This is a genomic window from Mesorhizobium sp. WSM4840, from assembly GCF_055811755.1.
This window is the reverse complement of record NZ_JBVVQD010000016.1, coordinates 16,811-37,009: the sequence shown is the minus strand read 5'-3', so window position 1 is coordinate 37,009 and position 20,199 is coordinate 16,811. Positions and strand designations below refer to the sequence as shown.

Annotated in this window: 20 protein-coding genes and 1 tRNA gene; 11 read left to right on the top strand and 10 right to left on the bottom strand. The window is 63.0% G+C overall.

Going from position 1 to position 20,199, the window contains the following annotated elements; genetic code table 11:
- Positions 1 to 161 precede the first annotated feature (161 nt).
- Positions 162 to 611 carry a phasin gene (locus tag AC0L3I_RS21215; RefSeq protein ID WP_473528110.1) on the top strand — a complete coding sequence of 150 codons (450 nt, stop codon included), beginning with the start codon at positions 162 to 164 and terminating at the stop codon, positions 609 to 611.
- A 432-nt stretch (positions 612 to 1,043) separates the two neighbouring features.
- A tRNA-His gene (locus tag AC0L3I_RS21210) sits at positions 1,044 to 1,120 on the top strand.
- 45 nt (positions 1,121 to 1,165) lie between these two features.
- Here AC0L3I_RS21210 and AC0L3I_RS21205 read toward each other — a convergent pair.
- Together AC0L3I_RS21205 and AC0L3I_RS21200 are read right to left on the bottom strand one after the other, a co-directional pair.
- Complete coding sequence (locus AC0L3I_RS21205; protein WP_473528109.1) at positions 1,166 to 2,713, bottom strand: ROK family protein; 1,548 nt, start codon at positions 2,711 to 2,713, stop codon at positions 1,166 to 1,168.
- A 16-nt stretch (positions 2,714 to 2,729) separates the two neighbouring features.
- Positions 2,730 to 3,635, bottom strand: a complete 906-nt coding sequence (locus tag AC0L3I_RS21200; protein ID WP_473528108.1) for a tagatose-bisphosphate aldolase — start codon at positions 3,633 to 3,635, stop codon at positions 2,730 to 2,732.
- A gap of 285 nt (positions 3,636 to 3,920) precedes the next feature.
- Between AC0L3I_RS21200 and AC0L3I_RS21195 the strand changes: the two genes are divergently transcribed.
- The 6 genes from AC0L3I_RS21195 to AC0L3I_RS21170 all read left to right on the top strand — a co-directional run bounded on the left by AC0L3I_RS21195 (position 3,921) and on the right by AC0L3I_RS21170 (position 9,544).
- Positions 3,921 to 4,826, top strand: a complete 906-nt coding sequence (locus AC0L3I_RS21195; RefSeq protein WP_473528107.1) for a sugar-binding transcriptional regulator — start codon at positions 3,921 to 3,923, stop codon at positions 4,824 to 4,826.
- Positions 4,827 to 5,312: 486 nt separating this feature from the next.
- Positions 5,313 to 6,293: an ABC transporter substrate-binding protein gene (locus AC0L3I_RS21190; protein ID WP_473487157.1), complete on the top strand. Its 981-nt coding sequence runs from the start codon at positions 5,313 to 5,315 to the stop codon at positions 6,291 to 6,293.
- 95 nt (positions 6,294 to 6,388) lie between these two features.
- Positions 6,389 to 7,441: an ABC transporter permease subunit gene (locus AC0L3I_RS21185; protein ID WP_473487156.1), complete on the top strand. Its 1,053-nt coding sequence runs from the start codon at positions 6,389 to 6,391 to the stop codon at positions 7,439 to 7,441.
- Positions 7,434 to 8,189: an ATP-binding cassette domain-containing protein gene (locus AC0L3I_RS21180; RefSeq protein ID WP_473487155.1), complete on the top strand. Its 756-nt coding sequence runs from the start codon at positions 7,434 to 7,436 to the stop codon at positions 8,187 to 8,189. The genes AC0L3I_RS21185 and AC0L3I_RS21180 overlap by 8 nt, the downstream gene beginning before the upstream one ends.
- Positions 8,190 to 8,552: 363 nt before the next feature.
- On the top strand, positions 8,553 to 8,876 hold the full coding sequence (locus AC0L3I_RS21175) for a hypothetical protein (RefSeq protein WP_473528106.1): 324 nt from the start codon (positions 8,553 to 8,555) through the stop codon (positions 8,874 to 8,876).
- A 425-nt stretch (positions 8,877 to 9,301) separates the two neighbouring features.
- Entirely contained in the window at positions 9,302 to 9,544 is a 243-nt protein-coding gene (locus tag AC0L3I_RS21170) for a DUF768 domain-containing protein (RefSeq protein ID WP_095491365.1), read from the top strand.
- A 192-nt stretch (positions 9,545 to 9,736) separates the two neighbouring features.
- Here the strand turns inward: AC0L3I_RS21170 and AC0L3I_RS21165 are convergent, their stop codons facing one another.
- The 3 genes from AC0L3I_RS21165 to AC0L3I_RS21155 all read right to left on the bottom strand — a co-directional run bounded on the left by AC0L3I_RS21165 (position 9,737) and on the right by AC0L3I_RS21155 (position 13,516).
- On the bottom strand, positions 9,737 to 10,867 hold the full coding sequence (locus AC0L3I_RS21165; protein WP_473528105.1) for a DmpA family aminopeptidase: 1,131 nt from the start codon (positions 10,865 to 10,867) through the stop codon (positions 9,737 to 9,739).
- A gap of 53 nt (positions 10,868 to 10,920) precedes the next feature.
- Positions 10,921 to 12,486, bottom strand: a complete 1,566-nt coding sequence (xseA, locus tag AC0L3I_RS21160) for an exodeoxyribonuclease VII large subunit (RefSeq protein WP_473528104.1) — start codon at positions 12,484 to 12,486, stop codon at positions 10,921 to 10,923.
- 73 nt (positions 12,487 to 12,559) lie between these two features.
- A complete protein-coding gene (locus AC0L3I_RS21155) occupies positions 12,560 to 13,516 on the bottom strand; it encodes a LysR substrate-binding domain-containing protein (RefSeq protein WP_473487150.1) in 957 nt (318 codons plus the stop codon).
- 174 nt (positions 13,517 to 13,690) lie between these two features.
- Between AC0L3I_RS21155 and AC0L3I_RS21150 the strand changes: the two genes are divergently transcribed.
- Entirely contained in the window at positions 13,691 to 13,981 is a 291-nt protein-coding gene (locus AC0L3I_RS21150; RefSeq protein WP_095491361.1) for a DUF1127 domain-containing protein, read from the top strand.
- A gap of 166 nt (positions 13,982 to 14,147) precedes the next feature.
- Here AC0L3I_RS21150 and AC0L3I_RS21145 read toward each other — a convergent pair whose 3' ends face one another.
- The 4 genes from AC0L3I_RS21145 to AC0L3I_RS21130 all read right to left on the bottom strand — a co-directional run bounded on the left by AC0L3I_RS21145 (position 14,148) and on the right by AC0L3I_RS21130 (position 18,196).
- Positions 14,148 to 15,026 carry a DUF937 domain-containing protein gene (locus tag AC0L3I_RS21145; protein WP_473528103.1) on the bottom strand — a complete coding sequence of 293 codons (879 nt, stop codon included), beginning with the start codon at positions 15,024 to 15,026 and terminating at the stop codon, positions 14,148 to 14,150.
- Between the two features lie 164 nt (positions 15,027 to 15,190).
- Positions 15,191 to 16,564: a glutamate--cysteine ligase gene (locus AC0L3I_RS21140; RefSeq protein ID WP_473528102.1), complete on the bottom strand. Its 1,374-nt coding sequence runs from the start codon at positions 16,562 to 16,564 to the stop codon at positions 15,191 to 15,193.
- 203 nt (positions 16,565 to 16,767) lie between these two features.
- Positions 16,768 to 17,502: a 16S rRNA (uracil(1498)-N(3))-methyltransferase gene (locus AC0L3I_RS21135; RefSeq protein WP_473528101.1), complete on the bottom strand. Its 735-nt coding sequence runs from the start codon at positions 17,500 to 17,502 to the stop codon at positions 16,768 to 16,770.
- A 31-nt stretch (positions 17,503 to 17,533) separates the two neighbouring features.
- Positions 17,534 to 18,196 carry a hypothetical protein gene (locus AC0L3I_RS21130; RefSeq protein ID WP_473487147.1) on the bottom strand — a complete coding sequence of 221 codons (663 nt, stop codon included), beginning with the start codon at positions 18,194 to 18,196 and terminating at the stop codon, positions 17,534 to 17,536.
- 87 nt (positions 18,197 to 18,283) lie between these two features.
- Between AC0L3I_RS21130 and AC0L3I_RS21125 the strand changes: the two genes are divergently transcribed.
- Positions 18,284 to 18,982 carry a type 1 glutamine amidotransferase gene (locus tag AC0L3I_RS21125; RefSeq protein ID WP_473528191.1) on the top strand — a complete coding sequence of 233 codons (699 nt, stop codon included), beginning with the start codon at positions 18,284 to 18,286 and terminating at the stop codon, positions 18,980 to 18,982.
- A gap of 284 nt (positions 18,983 to 19,266) precedes the next feature.
- Positions 19,267 to 19,398 carry a hypothetical protein gene (locus AC0L3I_RS21120; protein WP_258124092.1) on the top strand — a complete coding sequence of 44 codons (132 nt, stop codon included), beginning with the start codon at positions 19,267 to 19,269 and terminating at the stop codon, positions 19,396 to 19,398.
- Between the two features lie 26 nt (positions 19,399 to 19,424).
- Here AC0L3I_RS21120 and AC0L3I_RS21115 read toward each other — a convergent pair whose 3' ends face one another.
- Positions 19,425 to 20,198, bottom strand: a complete 774-nt coding sequence (locus tag AC0L3I_RS21115) for a metallophosphoesterase (protein ID WP_473487198.1) — start codon at positions 20,196 to 20,198, stop codon at positions 19,425 to 19,427.
- Position 20,199: the final 1 nt, after the last annotated feature.

Genomic DNA, 20,199 nt, shown 5'->3' with positions numbered 1-20,199 from the left:
CAACCGCCGGAATCTCTGGCCTCGTGGTTAACGCTGGGAGAGAAATTCTATGGTGCGCTGCAACAAAGATATTGCAATGCACAAAATTTGCCTTTATATTGCCATCATACATGAACGAGACGGCTTTCTGTCGAAGCCGCTGCCACTGCAAAGGATGGAATATGTCCAGGACCAAGACCGCTGAAAACGTCGAATTCCCGAGCTTCGACGCTTCCAAGGCCACCGACCAGATCCGCGCTTTCGCGGAAAAGGGCGTCGAGCAGTCGAAAGAGGCCTATGCCAAGCTGAAGACCGGCGCCGAAGAGACCCAGAAGGCTCTGGAGTCGACCTTTGAGACCGCCAAGACCGTTTCCAACGACCTGTCGCTCAAGACCATCGCCGCTCTGCGCGCCAATACCGAAGCCGGCTTTTCGCATTTCGAAGCGCTGATCGGCGCCAAGTCGCTGTCGGAAGTCGTCGAGCTGCAGACCGCATTCCTGCGCAAGCGCGTCGAGATGACCGTCGAGCAGGCAAAGGATTTCCAGGCCGTCGCCTCCAAGGCGGCCGAGGACGTCTCCAAGCCGATCAAGTCCGCCTTCGAGAAGGCGATGAGTGAAATTAAGGCCGCCTAATATTTGCGCATATTTCGAAGATGCAACAAAAGGTCGCATTTCTTCGAAGAGGATTATGTGAGATATAGTGGTCAAGCAAATACCCGGCGGGTGGAACCTCCTCCCTCTGCTCTCCGGGGTGACCAGCCAGCACCTCCTCCCGCTGGCTTGTAACAGGAAAAGGCCGGCACCTCCTCCCGCCGGCCTTTTTCTTTGCCCGGCGAAAGGTGACGATCTTTGCCTACAGCGCCGCGCGTCCTCTTGGACGCGCAAAGGACGCTGTAGAGCTTTGGATTTTGCGCATGATCCTTTCCGAAAATCGATTCTGATTTTCGGGTCATGCGCGGCCAAAAGCCTTGAATTAAACTCCGATAGCCCGTATGGACGCATCGCCGAACGACAGAGCGGGTCCCGGAGAATGAACGGTCCATTCGATCCCGCTCGGGCAAGCGTGCCGTTGTAGCTCAGATGGTTAGAGCGCCGGATTGTGGATCCGGAGGTCGCTGGTTCGATCCCAGCCAACGGTACCATCGCTTTATTTGCTAAATCACTGAATTGTTGGGCGGCCGCGCTGCCTATCTGTCAGCCGCAATCGTCGCCTGCAGCCATTGCGTGATGGCATCAAACGCGATCGGTTTGGTCGTGTCGACGTCAAACAGCGGTCCGCGCCGCAGTGGCTCGGCGCGCTTGGCCAGTTCGATCAGTTCGGGGATGTAGGCCGCGCCGGGATGGCCGGCGGGACGCTGGTCGAGCCGTGCGCGATAGCGCTCGGCCAGAACCCCACCGGGAGCATGGCACCAGATTTCGGCGGTCTGCTCGACGCCGGCCCTTCGCAGGTGATCCTCGAGCACCTGGCGCGGCTGGAAGCCGAACCAGGCGTCGACGACAAATATGGTGCCCGCCGGAGCCTCGCCGACGACCGACCAGATGGCGTGGTAACTGGCGCGGCCGAGCGTGCGGTTGAATTCGCGATCGCCGCCGCCGAGCACCTCGAGGAACGGGTTCTTGATCGTATCGAGCGCGAGCAATGGCCAACCCATGCGCTCGGCGATGCCGCGCGAAACGGTGCTTTTGCCGCTGGCGGGGATGCCGTTGACGAGCACGGCGCGCCGGCTGGGCACGGCGCGCCTGGCGGGCACGGCACGCCGGCCGGGCACGGCGCGCCTGGCGGGCACGGCACGCCGGCCGGGTACGGCAAGCCGGCCGGGGTCGAGCCGGGCAGATGGTAAGGACACGGGCGCGACTGCCGCCTTCGTCGCGATCGCTTGCAGACCGGCGCCGATGACGCCGGCATCATCACCCAGTTGCGCCGCTTCGACCGGGCATTGGTACCACGGAGCCAAGGCGGGAGCCCTGGCAAGCGCCCTGTGGGCCGCCAGGCCAAGTCCGCCGCCGAGCACGACCAGGTCAGGGGCGAACATGGCAACCGTCGTATCGATTGCCGCACGCAGCGGGCCGGCCCAGGCTTCCAGTATGCCGCGCGCCAAGGGATCGCCGCCCGCATCCCGGGCAAAAAGCTGATCGACCGAAACATCCGGACCGAGGCCTGCCCGCGCGATGTGACGGCCAAGCGCTGTGCCTGAGCTGGTGGTTTCAACGCAGCCGCGCCGGCCGCAGACGCACGCTTCGCCTGATATGTCGACCGTGATATGGCCGAGCTGCCCCGCCGTCCCCTTGCCGCGGACGATCCGCCGGTCTTGGACCACGGCACCACCAATGCCGGTCCCGATCGTGAACATGACGATGCTTTCATGGCCTCTGGCGGCGCCGAGAGCCATTTCCGCGATCAGTGCCATGTTGCAATCATTGTCGATCACCACGGGCTTGCCCGCCAGGCTTTCCAGTCGTTGCGCCAGGGAGATCGAGGCAAGGTTGACATAGCCTCCGGACAAGACCGCGCCAAGCCGCGCATCGACGCGTCCGGGGACGCCGATGCCGATGGCGGCAACTTCGGGAGAATCGAGCCGGCGCACCATTTCGGCGATCCGGGAGAGCACGAGCTCCGGGTCCGGCGCGCTTTTCTCGGAAATGCGGTCGAGGATTTCGCCCGTGCTGGAAATACGGGCGGCGCGCAGATTGGTGCCGCCGATATCGATTCCTATGGCCATCGAACTAAGAGGCATGACGTCCTGTCATGGACTAAGCGGCCTTCTGCCGGTAGTTTCCGATCACCGCCTGAAGCTCGCGCAATCTCGACACTGCGATGGTCTTAAGCCTTTCCCGCTGAATGTCACGGTCAAGCGAGATGCAGTCCTTCCACAACGACCGGCCGGCGATGACGCCTGACGCGCCGTTCCTCATCGCGATCTCGACCTGGCCCAGGAATGTCGCGTGGTTTACGCCGGCGGAGAGGACCGCCCATGGCACCTCGCCAGCCATGCTGCTGATCCTGGCGCAGGCTTCCGACGTTCCGGGATAAGGAAGTTTGAGCACCTTTGCCCCGCATTCCAGCGAAATCCGGGTGCCCTCTTCGACAAGCCAGGGGACCTTGGCCGTATAGTCTTCAAGGCTTTCCCCTTCGAGCTGATAGGTCAGGAACTCGACGACGAGCAGGAGGTCCTCTTGCGCGAAGTCGGCGATGCATTGGCGCAGAATGGCGACATTGTGCTCATTCGCCTCAGGCCTGTCGGCCCTGAGATAGACCATGATCTTGCCGCCGGTGCCGCCGAGCTCGCGGACGCGGCGCGCGCCGATGCCGGGAGCGAGGCGCGACAGGCGGTAACCGGCGGGCGAGACGTCGAAGCCCGAGGCATCGAGGCCGATGAGCAGAGCCGTATCGCGGTTCAGCACCCCTTCATCGACAACCCGCGGCACCGCGCAGAGCGGGTCGAGCAGCACGCAGGACGCCTGGCTCGCGAGGTATCGCGTGATGTCCGACTTGGTGTCGCCGAGCATGTCGTTGGTGATCTTGGCCTGTTCTGCAGGATCCGCCGCAAGCAAGGTTCGCATGCCGCCACGCTGGTCACAGGCGATGGCCATGATGGCCCCGTCTTGGCCGCATATCTGCTGGTACCCGCGCAACTCTGCGGTCGTCATCTTTGTCATGGTCTTCTGTCCGATGTTGGCGCGCCCATTCACCAGGGCGCAGATCCGTGGAACAAGAAAGGTTTAGTTCTTACCTGCCTGTCGGCGGGAGAATTTGCCGCTTTGATGCGCTATCGAACCGAGAAATTTGGCCCTGGCCCCGCAATTTGCCGTGGAAACGAGCCCACGTTGCGAGTCAGCCGAATTTGCGCGATAACTGCCATCGGTCGAGGTCTGTAACACATTGCTGAAAGGAATTGCAAGCTGGCTGTCCCTCCCGCACAAGATGCGGCCGCATCGCGGACGATGCTGCATACGGTCGCCAAACTGCACTATGAGGCTGACATGTCGCAGGTCGATATCGCGCGGCGGCTTGGTGTCTCCACCGCGACGATATCGCGTCTCCTGCAGCGGGCGAGAGCAGAGGGCATCGTGCGGATCGAGGTTCTCGATCTTGCAACGCCCGAAGGCATCACCACGCAATTGGTCGAGGGACTCGGACTTCGCGTCGCGACGGTCATCGAAACGCCGGCGGCCGGTGCGCTGACGGCCCTCGCTGCGCCGCTCGGCGCCTTGCTCAAGCAAGCGGAACTGACGGCCGGCTCCGTGGTCGCCATTGGCTGGGGGCGAGCCATTCGCGAGGTTATCCAGGCAGGCCTGCCTCGCATTCCCGGCGTTCTTACCGTCGCTGCCACCGGCGGTATGCAGCAGCAGGCGCCGCATTTTCAGATCAACGAGTTTGTCCGGCTCGCCGCCGAAGAGTTCGGCGGGACGCCGCATTTCATCCATGCGCCCTATCTGCCGTCCTCCGAGTTGCGTGAGGTCTTCCTCGGCGATGCGGCCATCCGCGACAGCGTCGCGCTTTGGGACCGGACCGACGTTGCGATCGTCGGCGTCGGCCTGCCCCATGCCATCAATCCGCCCGAAGCGAGTGCGGCCACGCTGAGCGAACAGGCCCTGTTTCATGCGGCTGGAGACGTTATCCGTCATTACTTCGACGCCGAAGGCACGCTCATCCCGTGGGAGGGGGAGGGCCGGATGATCGCAATGTCGCCGGCCCAGCTTCGAGCCGTCCCCCTGTCGATCGGCGTTGCCGCCTCGCCGGAGAAGGCGATGGCCATCATCGGTGCCGTCCGCGCCGGGCTTATCAACGCGCTGGTTACAGACACGAAGACGGCCCAGGCCATCCTCGAGGCTCTCTTGCCCCGATAATGGTGGCACGCCGATGTGTGACATCGGCACACCTGATCGATCCCAAACTGATCGACATCAGACGCGGCTCGTGAGCCCGCCGCCGCGAAGTCATCAGTTGTGTCGTCAAGGAGTTGGGGCAATAGTCTGCGTGAGGGCTCTGCGGAGCAGACAGATGGTGTCCGGTTTGAAAGCGTTTCGATCTCGGAAATACCCGGTTGCAATTTCTTTCAGCAAAGTGTTACAACCTTGCGGCTAGGCAAGCATGCGCGCCGAGCGGCGCTGTTCCCTGCACCTTGCGGAGGCTAGGAACGGGACTGCGCATCAGCTGGTCGGTTTCGACTGGCCGACCTAACGACTGGGGGGCGCTCGGGAGGAAAGCTGCCCATAACAGCAAGCAGGCGAACCTGGTTCTCGCCGCCAGCACTTCACATAGCCGGAACGAATTGACGGCCATTTCAATGTCGATCGCAACGGCAAATCTGCCAACACCATGGGGAGGATGTTATGAAGAAGATTGTTGCCGCCCTGGCGGCTCTCGCCATCTGCGCAGCGGCGCTGGTCACGCCGGCGTTGGCGCAGGACAAAAAGTTCACCATTGCGCTCATTCCGGGTCTTACCACCGACGGCTTTTATATCACCATGCGCAAGGGAGCCCAGGCGGCAGCCGATGCCCTTGGCGTGACCCTGGTTTTCCAGGGCGCCCCGGATTTCAATCCGGTAACGCAAGTCCCCGTGCTTGACGCGGTCATCGCCAAGAAGCCGGACGCCATCCTGATCGCGCCGACCGACAAGGTTCAATTGGTCGAGCCGCTCCGCAAGGCCAACGATGCCGGCATTCCGGTGATCACCGTCGACACTTTCATCGGCAGCGGCGTCTACCAGACCGGCGCCGGCGAGGCGGATTTCCCACTGTCCTATATCGCTTCGGACAATATTCTGGGCGGCGAGATCGCCGCGCGGGCATTGGCCAAGGCCATAGGCGACAAGGGCAAGGTCTACGTTTCGAATGTTAAGCCCGGCATTTCGACCACCGACCAGCGTGAAGAGGGCTTCAAGAAGGAGATGGCGGCCAACCATCCCGGCATCACCGTTCTCGAAACCCAGTTCAATGACAACGACGCCAACAAGGCCGCCTCGCAGCTGCAGGCTGTGTTCGCGCGCAATCCCGATCTCGTTGGGGTGTTCGGTGCAAATCTGTTCTCGGCGCTCGGCGCAGCGAATGGCGTCCAGCAGGCCGGGCAGACCGGCACCGTCAAGGTCGTGGCGTTCGACGCGCCGACCAGCATTGTCGATAACATCAACACCGGCCTTGTCGACGTGGCGATTGCCCAGCATCCCGCGGAAATCGGCTATTTCGGCGTCATGTCGGCCTATGCCCATCTGACGGACCAGTCGATCCCGGTTGCGGTCGGCACCGGCTTTACGATCATGGACAAGGCCAACATCGCCGACCCGAACATCTCGAAGTACCTCTATTCCGAATAAGTCCAGCCAGTCTCCTTCCGGCCTGCCGGAAGGAGACCTGCGCCGGGTCTCTTGACCCTGTTTGTCGGAGGCCGCTCTGCGGATCGGAACCATTCATGACTTCAACATCACCAATCGAAACGCATGTCGCTCCTCAGGCGGATCACGGTGACCCGGCCAGGAGTTGGCTCGCACGCATCGCCGAAGGACGCGCCTGGCTGTTCCTCGCGGGCCTGATCATCTGTTTCGAGGTCTGGTCCAGGCTCTCCTTCGGCGCGACCTTCGTGCTCAACCCGTTCAACGTGCAGTCCATTGCAATATTTGCCGTGGCGCCGCTGCTGCTGGCGACCGGGCAGACCTTCGTCATCATTTCGGGAGGCATCGACCTCTCGCTGGGCTTCATCATGGGTCTCGCGGCCGTGGTTGCGGCCCACGCCACGAATATGGCTGGCATCGCCATGCCGGTGCCTCTGGCCATGACGTTGGGCATTCTGGCGGCCGTGATCGTCGCCGGAGTGCCTGGCGTCATCAATGGCTTGCTGATCTCGCGCCTCAGAATTCCACCCTTCATCGGCACGCTTGGCATGTTTGGCGTGGCGCGTGGCGCTGCGTTCCTGCTGGCCGGCGGCACAACAGTACCGGTCCAGAATTCCTGGTTCGCGCTGCTTGGCAACGGCAGGTTCTACGGTGTGCCTTATCTCGTCATCATTGCCGCCGTCTTTGTCGTCGTGATGCACTACATCCTGAGCCAGACCCGGTTCGGCCAGCACAACTACGCCATCGGCGCCAATGTGCAGGCGGCGCGTCGCGCCGGCATCGACATCAGGGGCCACATCCTGCGCCTCTACGTGCTTTCGGCGATGTGCGCCGGCCTCGGGGGCGCGCTCTATGCAGCGCGCTTCACCGCGGGCGCCGCCCAGGCCGGCGAACCCTTGCTGCTCGACAGTGTCGCAGCGGTGGTGATCGGCGGCGCCAGCCTGTTCGGTGGTTCCGGCACCATCTTCGGGACGGTTGCCGGCGCCTTGGTGATCGCGGTCATTCAATACGGGCTGGTTTTCGTCAATGTCGAGCCGTTCTGGCAGTTCATCGCCGTCGGTCTCGTCATCATTATCTCCGTCCTTATCGACCAGGCGCAGCGCCGGTTCAGTGGAGCTCGCCAGGATGAATAGTTCCGAACAAACCACCCCCCTTCTCGAAGTCCGACGCCTTTCCAAGCATTTCGGTGCGGTGCAGGCGCTGAACGATTTCTCCATGGCCGTGCGGCCGGGCGAAGTGGTGGCCCTGGCGGGCGACAACGGCGCCGGCAAGACGACGCTGATCAAGGCGATATCGGGCGTCTTTCAGCCGACCGGCGGTGAAATTCTGCTGAGAGGGCAGCCGGTGACGTTCGCGACGCCGCAGGAGGCGCGCGAAAAAGGCATCGAGACCATTTACCAGGATCTCGCTCTCGCCGACAATTTGTCCATCGGCGCCAATATCTTCCTCGGCCGTGAACCCATGCGCAAGGCCTTCGGTTTCTTGCCGGTGCTCGATCGCAAGGCCATGGCCGTCGCCGCCAAGCAGACCATGGGACGGCTGGACTTCCATGTCAGCCGGCTCGACGCCCCGGTCAGCAATTTCTCCGGCGGTCAACGGCAGGCCGTTGCCATCGGCCGGGCCGTCTATTGGGACGCGCAGATCCTGATCATGGACGAACCGACCGCGGCCCTCGGAGTCCCGGAGCAGCGCAAGGTCATTTCGCTCATCCACCAGCTCAAGGCGCAAGGGCGGGGCGTAATCTTCATCTCGCACAATCTGCAGGATATTTTCGCCGTTTCCGACCGCATCGTCGTGCTGCGCCGCGGCGTTCAGGCCGGCGAGCGCAAGATCTCGGAGACCAACCATGACGAAGTCGTCAAGCTCATGGTTGGCGGATAGGCCGAACTTTTCGATTGCTGAAGCAACGCGACCCGAGGGAGTGAGCTTCCCGAGTGGCGGGCTGGCAAAGCGGGCCGCCACGGCAATTCTCCGGCGAGAAGCGACCGCGGCAGGACCGCCGGCGCTACCGCGCCAGGCTGCTCTGCATCTCAATGCGCTCGGTTAGCTTGAAATTGCGCCTCGATCAAAATAGGCGCTTTCGCCAATGCGCCGCGTCATGCTTCGCTGCGCATGACGCCGGCAAGGTCCGCTGACGTTGCTAACAAGCTATGGGAATTCAGGGATATCGTTGCGCTGATCGAGGCCAAAGAGGCAAAGAAACCGATTGGTTCGCGGTTCGTACAAAAAGGGGAGTGAGGACATTTGAAGTATGAGTGGGCGAACAATTCTCAATTGATTATTCCAATTACAGCCTGTGTCGTTGTCGCTGTCCTGAGTTTCGCAGCCATGTTCGTCGCAATCCTGAGCATTATTCTGCAGACCGATTTCTACGGATCAGTTGATGAGCAGAACCTTCCATGGAGCGAACGCCTTGGGCAGCAAAATGCAAGGCTCTATGCTGAATGGTTGTCACCCCGTTTCCTGACAGCGCGAGCGCGCCGGGTGATTAGATACGGCGCTATTGTCTATCTCAGCAGCTTGGGCGCGGCCACCCTCGTTGCAATTATCTTCGGCAATCCGTCTTGATCGAATTTCAAACTGACCCACCACCGGATGGCGAGCAGAGTCGACATTGCCTGAGGATGTCACTATATAGCGGCGGCTTTGGCCGCGTACCCGTAGGATCGCGCAGCGAATGGCGCCGCAAACGTGCCACGTATGTGACATCTATTGTCATACAAATTGACTGGATTGCCGGAAAAAAGCAAGTAGAAACAATGGCGCGATCCGGGACATGATCCCAGCCAACGGTGCCAGTCTCCTCAAGAAAATAGAATCTCCTCAAGAATTAGAATGTGCTCCTTGAACCTTCGATTTCCGTCAGCCCTGTGGAGCTTGGGCAAGATCGGCTTGCCGGGTGACGGCGACTCGGTTGGAATAGGAGCGTGCATCTTTTCGGGGATGCCGGCGTTTATGATTACCAACCGGCGCAGCCGCCAGGGAACAGCAGCATGAGCGAACACGCGATCGAGTTCTTGCAGGAGTGGATCGGCGAAAAGGTCCACTGCCAGTCCTCGCTGGACAGGATCGAAGAGCAGGCCGAGACCCTCGCCAGGGAATGCGCGGCCAAGGCGGCTGAGGCCGGCATACCGCTGGAGGATATCCAGGAAGAGGTCGGCGACATTCAGGAACTTATCGCGTCGAGGCTGGAAGAGGCGGCTGAGGCCGACCAGGACGAAAAGAATTCGGACTAATGCATGTCGCCCAAAAGTGCGCAGCGGTTTTGGGATAACGACATGCATAAAACAAAGAACTAAAGCGCGTCGCATGAATCCCTTCAAACGCGACGCGCTTTAGCGAGTGACATGCCGACCCGGCGAAAGGCATCTATTTACCAGGCTCAACCATTTCCAAGACCTGTGCGACGCGTGACACGCCACACAGTCCTACTTTCCCTGACTCGCACCGAATTTGCCCTTGAGCCATGCCTTCGGCAGCGCCGGCACGAAATTGCCGTCGCGCCCGGTCATGTCGTCATTGGCGACCAACGCATTGAGGATTGCTTCCTCCACACATTCGATCACGGCGTCGAAGAACGGGTCGATGTCGGTATCCGGGATAAAATCGGCGCTGGCGATGCGGCCTGACGGCGCCAGCGCCGCCTCGCGGTTGGCGGTCGAAAAGGCGAGGAAAATATCGCCCGAGCTATGATAGCCGAAGCCGCCGGTCATGGCGACGCCGAGCGGCGCCCGGCGGGCCAGCCGCTTCATCTGATGCGGCAGCAACGGCGCATCGGTGGCGACGATCCCGATGATTGAGCCCTTTTCGGCGCGCGGCGTGCTTTCGCGGATCGCCGGTTCCACGAGATCTGGCCCGGCGCGCAAGCCGCGAATGGTGAAATTGCTCCGCTTGCCGAAATTCGCCTGCACGAACGCGCCGACCGTGTAGCGCCGGCCGTGCCATTCGACGATGCGCGATGCCGTGCCGGAGCCTGCCTTGAAAGCGAAGGCGATCATGCCGGTGCCGCCGCCGACGCTGCCTTCCTCGATCGATCCGCTGGTCGCGCCATCGAGTGCCGCGGCGACATGTTCGAACCTGAGATGGTGGCCGTTGATGTCGTTCAGGAAGCCGTCATAGGTTTCCGCCGCCACCGGCAGACCCCAGCCGCTGTCGAGCGCGGCCGGCAGCACGCGCTGCATCCAGCGCAGCGTTCCGTCGCGTGAAACGCCGCAGGAATGCGTGTTGGTGATGGTGATCGGCAAATTGAAGGCACCGGTTTCCTCGATGATGTGCGAGCCGGTCAATTCGCCATTGCCGTTCTGGCTGAAGATACCGGCAAAGACCGGCGTGGCGAGATCGTCGCGCGGTCTGGGCAGGATAGCGGTCACGCCGGTGCGCACCGGTCCCTTGCCGACCACCAGCGCACCATCGCCCGAAATCAGCGTCGAATAGCCAACCGCAACGCCAGCCACATCGGTGATGGCGTTGAACGGTCCGGGCGTGCCGTCAAAACTAATGCCGAAGGCTCTTGCACGCGACCTGCCGGAAGGCGTCCGGTGATGTGGATTGCCGGTCATGGGCATTCAGAAGTCATCGGGATTATGGGCGCCTGAAAATAATCATTGGGCACTTAGAACAGGGAGCCTTGATTGCCGGGCTCCTTGGCTTTGGCGGCCGGCTTTGCAATTGTTTTCGGTCTTGCGGTACCGCTGGTCGCAATCGCATCGGCGGTTCCGTCAGCGAACTCCAGCGAAAGTGCCATACCCGGCACCACTTCCGCAGCTTGCTTGATCACTGCGCCGTCGGCGTCTTTCACCAAGGCGAAGCCCCGCGCCAGCACCGCCTTGTGCGACAGCGTCGCCAGCAGCCGGTCGGCCTGGGTCAGTTTTCCGCGCAAGCGTTCGAGCCGCACCGAAATCACCCGGTCCTGTCGCCGCGACAGCGCCGCCAGGGCATCGGCCTGCAATTTCTGCCGCCTTGCGATCGGCGCGGGCGACAACCGCGCCGCGGTGCGCGAAAACCGCGTTCGCCGCTCGCGCACGATGGCGAAGAACGCCGCCTGCGCACGGGCGAGATCACGGCCGGCCAGCGTGCGCGCCTCGTTCATGCGTCGAGACAGGGTGGCCGGCGTCAGCCGCTCCGCTTGAAGCCTGGCTCGCTTGCGCTGGACGCTGACGGACAGCGCCCGGCCGAGCCGGCTCGTCGCCTCGTCGAAACGCCGGCGCGGCAGCGCCAGCAGCTGGTCGGGCGAGGGCAGCGCGCGCGCGGCGGCACGCACCGCCTGGCGCTTGCGTTCGAAATTGCGCGATGCCGCAGTCTTGAGCCGCGCACCAAGGCTGGCAAGTGTTACTTCGAGGTCGGCGCGCACGGGCACGGCGATTTCGGCGGCACCCGTCGGCGTCGGCGCCCGCACATCCGCCGCCAGGTCGATCAGCGTCCAGTCCGTTTCATGGCCGACAGCGGAGATCACCGGAATGCGTGAGGCGGCGACGGCGCGGGCCAGTGCCTCGTCATTGAACCCCCAAAGGTCCTCGAGGCTGCCGCCGCCGCGCGCCACGATCAACAGGTCGGGGTGCGGAATAATGCCATCCTGCGCCAGCGCGTTGAAGCCGTTGACGGCGGCGGTCACTTCCGCGCCTGCCGTCTCGCCCTGCACCCGTACCGGCCAGACAAGCACGTGCAGCGGAAACCGGTCCTTGATCCGGTGTATGATGTCGCGGATGACGGAGCCTGTCGGCGAGGTGACGACGCCGATGACGCGCGGCATGAACGGCAGCAAACGCTTGCGGCCGGCATCGAACAGGCCTTCGGCCTGCAGCCGGCGCTTGCGCTCTTCCAGCAGCGCCATCAGCGCCCCGGCGCCGGCCGGCTCCAGATTGTCGATGACGATCTGGTAGGTGGACTTTCCGGGATAGGTGGTGAGCCGGCCGGTGGCGATCACCTCCATGCCTTCTTCGGGGCGGAATTTCAGCCGGCTCATCGCGGTCTTCCAGACCACGGCGTCGAGCCGTGCGCGGTCGTCCTTGAGGCAGAAATAGGCATGGCCGGAGGAATGCGGCCCGCGATAGCCTGATATTTCGCCGCGCACCCGCACATTGCCGAAGACGTCCTCGACTGTGCGCTTCAGCGCGCCGGAAATCTCGCTCACCGTGTATTCGGTGGCGTTGGTGCGTGATTCGGATACTGCGTCGCTCATTGGCCGATTGGGGGGCGGTTGTCCGTCCGCGTCAAGACGGCTGTGTCCGGTGCCGGCCAATTGCGGGGGTTTTTCACCAGCCCGGCGAGATCTGGTTCGGCTTGGTCCGCTTCGTCTTAGAGAAGGCAAATGCCGGGAAGTCGAAGCTTCCCGTATCTTCGCCGAGCGGCACTGAAATATTGTCGAGGCTTTCCGAAATGTGGCGGGCCAGCGCGTCGACGATCTCCGGCCGCGACGTCTGGCCGCGCATGATGCCGATGCGGCAATCGGGCAGCGCGCCGAACCCGTCGGGTTCGCCCAGAACCCGCATGCCGGGCCGCAGCGCGCATTCCGGCAGCACCGAGATCGCCAGGCCGGAAAGCACCGCGGCGGTGATGACGGTTGCCGAGAAGCTGGTGAACAGGATGCGGTAGTCGCGGTTCTGCCGGTCGAGCACGTCGACCGCAGCCCGCCGCCAGATGCAGTTCGGCCGGCCGAAGGCCATCGGCAGAACTTCCTGTTCATGCGTGGCGTGGTTGGCCGAAGTGACCCACAGCAGCGGTTCGCGCCGCACCACTTCCGACTGGCCGTGTGCGTCATTGTGCGTCACCAGCGCCAGATCGAGATTGCCGCGCTTGATATGATCGACCAGGCCCGGCGTCGGCTCGCAGATCACGGTCAGCTCGACACGTGGATTGGAACGGGCGAAGCGGGCCATGATCTCGGGCAGGAAACGATCGGCATAGTCGTCCGGCGTGCCGATGCGGATCGTGCCTTCGAGCCGCCGGTCGTCGAAGGCGGCCAGCGTTTCCCGATTGAGGAACAGCAGCCGTCTTGCGTAGGAGAGCAGCCTGTCGCCTTCCTCGGTCAGCCTGTTGGTGCGCCCGTCCTTTTCGAACAGCGGCTTGCCGATCCGTTCCTCCAGCCGGCGCATCTGCATGGACACCGCCGACTGGGTCCGATGCACGGCTTCCGCCGCGCGGGTGAAGCTGCCGGTGTCGACGATTGAGACGAAGGTCTGCAACTGATCGAGATCGAGTGGCGCTTTCATCGTTCCCATCCATCACTGCTGTTGATGTTAAAGATTAGAAACATTCGTTGGATTAATCAATCGAACGATGGCAAATTTACGACTGTCCACATGACGGCATGTGAATCGGGACCGGAACGGCCGCTTACCAGCGCCGATCGCCCGTCTTCGTCCGTTCGACTGAAGGAGACTGACATGGCTACGTTTGATTTCGCCACCGAGACCTCGCGCATCACGTCGCGTCCGGCTATTGCGACGCGCGTGGTCAACACCATCTCCAACGTCTACCGCGCCTGGAAAAACCGCCGCGCCTTCTATCGCCTTGGCGAGATGTCGGATGCCGAACTTGCCGACATCGGCTTGACGCGCGCCGATCTCCACGTCGCCATCGAGGTGCCGTTCGGCCGCGATCCAACCGAGAGGCTTCGCGTCATCGCGGCCGATCGCGTAGACACGATCGAGGATCTTGCCCGCAAAGTGACCTGATCGCGTTGGTTGCGTGCCCTTGGGGTGCGCGGCGCTATAGGATTTCGCAGGCTCCCACTCCCTGCCGGTTCCCCGCCGGCCCGCCTGCACACTGCCCGGTCCTCCCAAGGATCGGGCATTTTTCTTTGGGCGACGCTCAAGATCAGATTGCGGCCGCCTCGTCGGTTTAGCGCCGATCCATGCCTCGCTTGAACTGATCGAAGATCGATTCCATGCCCTTCTGGTAATCGTCACGCTGCTGCGCGCCCGCCTCGAACATCTTGCCGAACAAATCATCGAACGGATTGCGTGGCCTGCCGCTCGGATTGGCCTGTGGCTGCGGCGCTTCGCGCTGCTGCGGCGCTTCGCGCTGCGGCTGTTGCGCGCCGCCGCCGAACATATCCTGCAGCACCTTGCCGAGCGGATTGTCGCCATAGGGATTGGGTGCCTGCTGCGGCTGCTGCGCGCCGCCGAACATGTCCTGCAGCACCTTGCCGAACGGATTGTCCATCGGGCCGGGCTGCGGCCCCTGGCGCTGCTGTGGTGCCGGCGCCTGTGCGCCGCCGCCAGCTTGCCGCATCATCTGCTCGATGATCTCGCCGAGCGGATTGCCGCCGCCGCCGAATCCGCCTGCTGCCTGCATCTGATTTGTGGTCTGCTTGAACAGTCCGCCCATCATCATCGAAGCCACGGCCGGCAGCATCTGCTGCAGGACCTGCTGGCTGACGCCGCTCGCCTGCGCAGCCTGGCTGGCAACGGCGCGGGACAGCTCTTTTGAGCCGAACAGATGGCCAAGAATGCCGTTGCCTTCATCGACGCCCTGCGGCGAGAAGGCCCGGCTTGCGTCCTCGAAATATTTGGCGTGCTGGCCGCTGGCCATTGCCGTCATGAACGCGCCGAGCCCGTAAGGATCGGAGGTGCTGCGCTTCAGCCCCTGTGAAAAGGCCGGCAGCAGCGCCTCGACCGCCGATTGCGCTTGCTGCTGCGAAAGCCCGAACTGTTGGGCCAGGGCCAGCATGCCATTGCCGTTCTGCGCCTGCGCCAGAATGTCGAACAAGGAAGGCATTGGTTTTCTCCTCGGGGAAATTCTCGTAGGAGCGAGCCTATCGCATCGGCCCGAAAATCGGAATCGATTTTCGGAAAAGCACCGATGCGTAGGCTCAAAGAGACCTAGAGCGTCCTTCGCGGGTCCAAACGGACGCGCGGCGCCCTTATTCGCTTCCATAACGGTTAATACGCATATTCCATGAACACCGGCTCGATCGAGCCGCCCCAGCGGGTATGATAGGCGGAGAGCAGCTCCTCGGCGCTGGTGGTGCCGCGTGCGACGACTTCGTCCAGCGTGCTGAGGAACGACGTTTCGTCGTAGCCGTCGCGGTTCTTGCGGCCGCGGTTCTTCAGCCCCATGCGCGAGATGACGAGCACGTCGCGGGCGATCTCGCGCAGCGTCATGTTGCGGAACGGCGCCGAAATGCCCTGTTCCGGCACGGCGTTGCGCATCGCCAGCACTTCTTCATAGGTCCAGCTCGAGGTCAGCGCCTCGGCCGCGTCGAGCGCCGCCGCGTCATAGAGCAGCCCGACCCAGAAGGCCGGCAGCGCGCAGATGCGCCGCCACGGTCCGCCATCGGCGCCGCGCATTTCAAGGAAGCGCTTCAATCGCACGTCGGGAAACAGCGTCGACAGATGGTTCGCCCAATCGCCCATCGTCGGCAGCCCGTCGGGGATCTCGTTGAGGGCCGCACCTGCCATGAACTGGCGGAAGGTGACGTGCGTCATGTCGTGGTACTGGCTGTCGCGGATGACGAAGTACATGGGCACGTCGAGCGCCCATTCGACATAGTCGGCGAAGCCGAAATCGGGCGAGAAGCAGAAGTCGAGCAGGCCCGAGCGCTGGTTGTCGGTGTCGCGCCAGATGTCGCCGCGCCAGCTCTGAAATCCGTTGGGCCGGCCCTCGGTGAACGGCGAGTTGGCGAACAGCGCCGTCGACAGCGGCTGCAGCTTCAGCGACACCTGCATCTTGCGGCGCATGTCGGCCTCGCTCTCGAAGTCGAGATTCACCTGGATGGTGCAGGTGCGGTACATCATGTCGAGGCCTTTGGTGCCGACCTTGGGCATGTAGCGCGTCATGATCTCGTAGCGCGATTTCGGCATTTTCGGCGTCTCGGCCAGCGACCATTTCGGGCTGCCGCCGAGGCCGAGGAAACGGATGCCCATCGGCTCGGCGATCTCGCGCACCTGCGCCAGATGCGCATTGCCCTCGCGGCAGGTCTGGTGGATCGTCTCCAGCGGCGCGCCGGACAATTCGAACTGGCCGCCGGGCTCCAGCGAGATCGCGCCCTGGCCGGTCGGCTCGACCAGGCCGATAATGCGTCCGGCATCCATGATCGGATCCCAGCCGAGTTTTTCCTGCATGCCTTCGAGAATGGCGCGGATGCCGTGATCGCCGCCATAGGGCACTGGCGCATTGCCGTCGACATAGAATGGGAATTTCTCGTGTTCGGTGCCGATGCGCCATTTGTCGCGCGGCTTGTTGCCTTCAGCCAGATGCTCGACAAGCTCGTCGACGCCTTCGATCGGCCGGAAATCGGTTGTGTCGCGCGCCATGAACAGCCCTCCGACGCATGACCCGAAAATCGGCATCGATTTTCGCTGGGGATCATGCGCCAAACCAAGTGCTACAACGTCCTATGCGCGTCCGAAAGGACACGCGGCGCTGTAGGCGGCCGGACGACCGCCGGCGCTAGATGGACGAAATGTCAGTAGGCGATCAAGCGAAAAATCCTGAGCCACAGGGTAATTGGAATTGATCACCAATCCCCGACCGTCGCCTGTATCACCGCCAGTGCCGCCACCGCAGCCGTGTCGGCGCGCAGGATGCGCGGACCGAGCGGAATGGCCGTGACGAAAGGCAGCGCCCTCAGCATCCTCCGTTCCTCGTCGGAAAACCCGCCCTCGGGCCCGACCAGCAGCCCGAACTTCTTCTCCCGTAGCGCTTGCAGCGCCGGCAGCGGATTGTTGGTGGAGGCATCCTCGTCGCAGAAGATCAACCGCCGCTCCTTGTCCCAGCCGGCCAGCAGGCGTTCGAATTTTTCCGCTTCGCGCACGTCCGGCACCGCCAGGATGCCGCATTGTTCGGCGGCCTCGACGACATTGGCACGCACGCGTTCGATGCCGGGCTTTGCCACTTGCGTGTGCTGGGTGATGACCGGTTGCAGGACGCCGGCGCCCATCTCGACCGCCTTCTGCACCAGATAATCGAGCCGACCCTGCTTTATCGGCGCAAAGCAGTAGACGAGATCTGGCAGCGGCGGCTGCGGCCGCTGCAAGACCAGCACCTTCAGGCGTACCGCCTTTTTTGATTTGGCGGCGATCGCCGCCGACCATTCGCCGTCGCGGCCGTTGAACAACAGGACTTCGGCACCTTCGCCGAGCCGCAGCACATGCATCAGGTAGTGGCTATGCTGCGGGCTCGCCTCGAACTCGATATCCGGTCCGAGGTCGTCCGGCACGAACAGCCGCTGCATCTTGTAATTGGCGCGCATCGCCGAGGAATGGGCGAGCCAAACCTTGACGTCAAGCCTCAGCGCTCGCGTGCCAGACCGGTTCGTAGCCTTGCCTCAGCACGGAAACGGTGGTTGTCGGCGTGAGCAGGCGGATTGGGCGGTCGGCGAAGCCGCCGAACGCTACCGGTTCGCCCCCCACGCGATCACCATAGCCTGCGAACGACCAGCGCAGTGCCTTGCCGCCGCGCATCGCGTAGGCGTTGCCGCCGTCCGCAACCATGGCGCCGTCCGGCAACCCGGCAAGCTCTTCTGCAGATACGACCGGTGCCGGCCCACCCGACGCCAGCCGCTCCTTATGCAGGCGCTTGTCGACTTGCGGCGCACGCGGCTCGGCAATGCCGAAGGCCATGCCGAAGCGCTGGACGAAATCGCTGGCCCGGTCGCGCCGGCAGAAGAAGCAAGGCCGATGCCCGGCCGAGAGCGCGGTCACCTCGTCCAGGAAAAACAGCTCGGTCCAGCCGGCCTTGCCACCATTCCTGTTGCGGCCCATCGGCTCGCGCCGTACATCGCGGAATTCGCAGACGCAGATGATCCAGGCCTGCAGCGCCCAGCGCTTTTTCAGCAGCGTCTTCGTTTCGGGGTCATGGATGATGCCGCGATTGCCCATGAACAGGCCGCGCTCCGGCACGGCGTGGATGACGCCGAACGGGTCGACCCGATTCTGCAGTGGCATAGCTTTCTCCCCGAATACGCATCTTGGCCGGAATGACGGCAGCATGATATCGCTCGTCGCATCATTTTCATGTCAGCAGGTTTGTCGATGCGGGTGCTGGTGGTCCAGAATTTCGACAGTGAGGGCCTTGGCCAGATCGGCGCAGCTCTTGTCGAGACGGGCGCCGATATCGACCTGCGCCGGCCCTATTGTGGCGAGGCGCTGCCGCACGACAGCACTGGGCACGACGCCATGGTCGTGCTCGGCGGCGCCCAGAATGCGCTGGACGACGAGATTTGCCCGTATTTTCCTGAACTGCTCGACCTGACGCGCGATTTTGCCGGCAAGGATCGCGCCGTGCTCGGTATCTGCCTTGGCAGCCAGCTGGTGGCTCGCGCCTTCGGCGGCGAGAACCGGATCGGCGGCGCCTCGGAATTCGGCTGGCACAAGGTCTCGCTCACTGAGGCGGCGAAGGCCGATCCGGTGCTCGCCGCGCTGCCCGAAAATTTCCCCATCTTCGAGTGGCACGACGACACCTTTGTGCTGCCAGAAGATGCCGTGCGGCTCGCCGGCAACGAAATCGCCGAGAACCAGGCGTTTCGCATCGGCCGCGCCGTCTACGGCTTTCAGTTCCATTTCGAGGCGGACCGGCCGATGGTCCGCGACTGGAGCACATCCTTCGCATCGCTCATTGCCGAACGGCATCCAGACTGGAGCGACCGGCTCGACGACGAAATGGCCCGCAACGGAGCGGATGCCGATGCCGCCGGGCTGGCCATCGCCCGCGCCTGGGTGGCGACGATCTGACGGCTGTCGGTGCCGACGTTGCATATTTGGCACGCCGGCAAAAATCCGCTGTGGACAGCTTGTTTCCTCCTTGGCTTGTGGCCGCCCGCCACCTTAGAAGGCACGCGCTCTGCATCTTCCGTGCAACGCGATGAACCTTTTGTGTCACTCGCGCGACACACCGCCGATACAGAAGCTGCCTAGAAGCGCGAAATCGTCGAAACCTTGAGACGCATTTTCCGTTTCAACCCATTCGTAACCCGCCTCGTGCACAGATGCAGAAAGCTCAACAAGAGATGACGTCCGTGAAAGCAGCGCTTCTGTCCTTTGTCATGTTGTCGGCCATAGTGTTGTGCGGCTTCGGCACCTACGCCGGCGACGCAGCCAACAACCACAACGCCGTCGACGGCTACGGCGTCACCGCCGCGCTTCGCTAAAACAAAGCCTTGAAGCGCCACGCGCTTTAAGCCTTCTCGCCTGACACCACCAGGATACGCTTGTCGGCGCCGTCGACAACGAGCGCGCTGAGGTTCCCCGTCTGGTAGGCGAGCGTGTCGATATTGACGCGGTTGACCATCACTTCTGCCTCGGGCACCGGCGTGTGGCCATGCACCACGATCTTCGGATGCAGGCCGGAATGGTTGTGGAAGACATCGCGGATCCAGATCAGGTCCTGCGTGCTCTGACTTTCCAGCGCAATGCCTGGCCGGATGCCGGCATGGCAGAAGAAGAAGTCGCCGAACGTCAGTGAAAACGGCAGCGACTGCAGGAAGTCGACATGGCTTTTCGGCACGGCCTCGACCAGCGCGGCATGGCCTTGCCGCAGTGCCGCCTCGGACCTGCCAAACCACGCGCCGCCGCCTTCATTGATCGCCACGCCATAGGATTGCGCGGTCTGGATGCCGCCATAGCGTATGAAAAGCCCGTCCGGATCAGGGCTATCGAGAAAGTCGAGAAAGCCGATATCGTGGTTGCCGGCGAGCATCAGGTGGCGCGGGTCGCGTTTTCGCACTTCGATCAGGAAATCGATGACGCCCTTGGAGTCCGGGCCGCGGTCGACATAGTCGCCGAGATGGATGACACGCCAGTCGGCCGGCCGCGCCTGGCGGATCTCGACCGCAATCCGTCGGTACATGGCGGCGAGCAGGTCGAGCCGGCCATGCACGTCGCCGACCGCATAGATGCGCATGCCTTCCGGTCCGCGCGCGTCGAGAAAGTGGATGCCGGGGGTGGTCAAT

What these genes read in the sequence shown, in the direction of transcription:
- AC0L3I_RS21215 (WP_473528110.1), top strand. Translation starts at nt 162, where the DNA reads ATGTCCAGGACCAAGACCGCTGAAAACGTCGAATTCCCGAGCTTCGAC.
- AC0L3I_RS21205 (WP_473528109.1), bottom strand. Translation starts at nt 2,713, where the DNA reads ATGCCTCTTAGTTCGATGGCCATAGGAATCGATATCGGCGGCACCAAT.
- AC0L3I_RS21200 (WP_473528108.1), bottom strand. Translation starts at nt 3,635, where the DNA reads ATGACAAAGATGACGACCGCAGAGTTGCGCGGGTACCAGCAGATATGC.
- AC0L3I_RS21195 (WP_473528107.1), top strand. Translation starts at nt 3,921, where the DNA reads ATGCTGCATACGGTCGCCAAACTGCACTATGAGGCTGACATGTCGCAG.
- AC0L3I_RS21190 (WP_473487157.1), top strand. Translation starts at nt 5,313, where the DNA reads ATGAAGAAGATTGTTGCCGCCCTGGCGGCTCTCGCCATCTGCGCAGCG.
- AC0L3I_RS21185 (WP_473487156.1), top strand. Translation starts at nt 6,389, where the DNA reads ATGACTTCAACATCACCAATCGAAACGCATGTCGCTCCTCAGGCGGAT.
- AC0L3I_RS21180 (WP_473487155.1), top strand. Translation starts at nt 7,434, where the DNA reads ATGAATAGTTCCGAACAAACCACCCCCCTTCTCGAAGTCCGACGCCTT.
- AC0L3I_RS21170 (WP_095491365.1), top strand. Translation starts at nt 9,302, where the DNA reads ATGAGCGAACACGCGATCGAGTTCTTGCAGGAGTGGATCGGCGAAAAG.
- AC0L3I_RS21165 (WP_473528105.1), bottom strand. Translation starts at nt 10,867, where the DNA reads ATGACCGGCAATCCACATCACCGGACGCCTTCCGGCAGGTCGCGTGCA.
- xseA (WP_473528104.1), bottom strand. Translation starts at nt 12,486, where the DNA reads ATGAGCGACGCAGTATCCGAATCACGCACCAACGCCACCGAATACACG.
- AC0L3I_RS21155 (WP_473487150.1), bottom strand. Translation starts at nt 13,516, where the DNA reads ATGAAAGCGCCACTCGATCTCGATCAGTTGCAGACCTTCGTCTCAATC.
- AC0L3I_RS21150 (WP_095491361.1), top strand. Translation starts at nt 13,691, where the DNA reads ATGGCTACGTTTGATTTCGCCACCGAGACCTCGCGCATCACGTCGCGT.
- AC0L3I_RS21145 (WP_473528103.1), bottom strand. Translation starts at nt 15,026, where the DNA reads ATGCCTTCCTTGTTCGACATTCTGGCGCAGGCGCAGAACGGCAATGGC.
- AC0L3I_RS21140 (WP_473528102.1), bottom strand. Translation starts at nt 16,564, where the DNA reads ATGGCGCGCGACACAACCGATTTCCGGCCGATCGAAGGCGTCGACGAG.
- AC0L3I_RS21135 (WP_473528101.1), bottom strand. Translation starts at nt 17,502, where the DNA reads ATGCGCGCCAATTACAAGATGCAGCGGCTGTTCGTGCCGGACGACCTC.
- AC0L3I_RS21130 (WP_473487147.1), bottom strand. Translation starts at nt 18,196, where the DNA reads ATGCCACTGCAGAATCGGGTCGACCCGTTCGGCGTCATCCACGCCGTG.
- AC0L3I_RS21125 (WP_473528191.1), top strand. Translation starts at nt 18,284, where the DNA reads ATGCGGGTGCTGGTGGTCCAGAATTTCGACAGTGAGGGCCTTGGCCAG.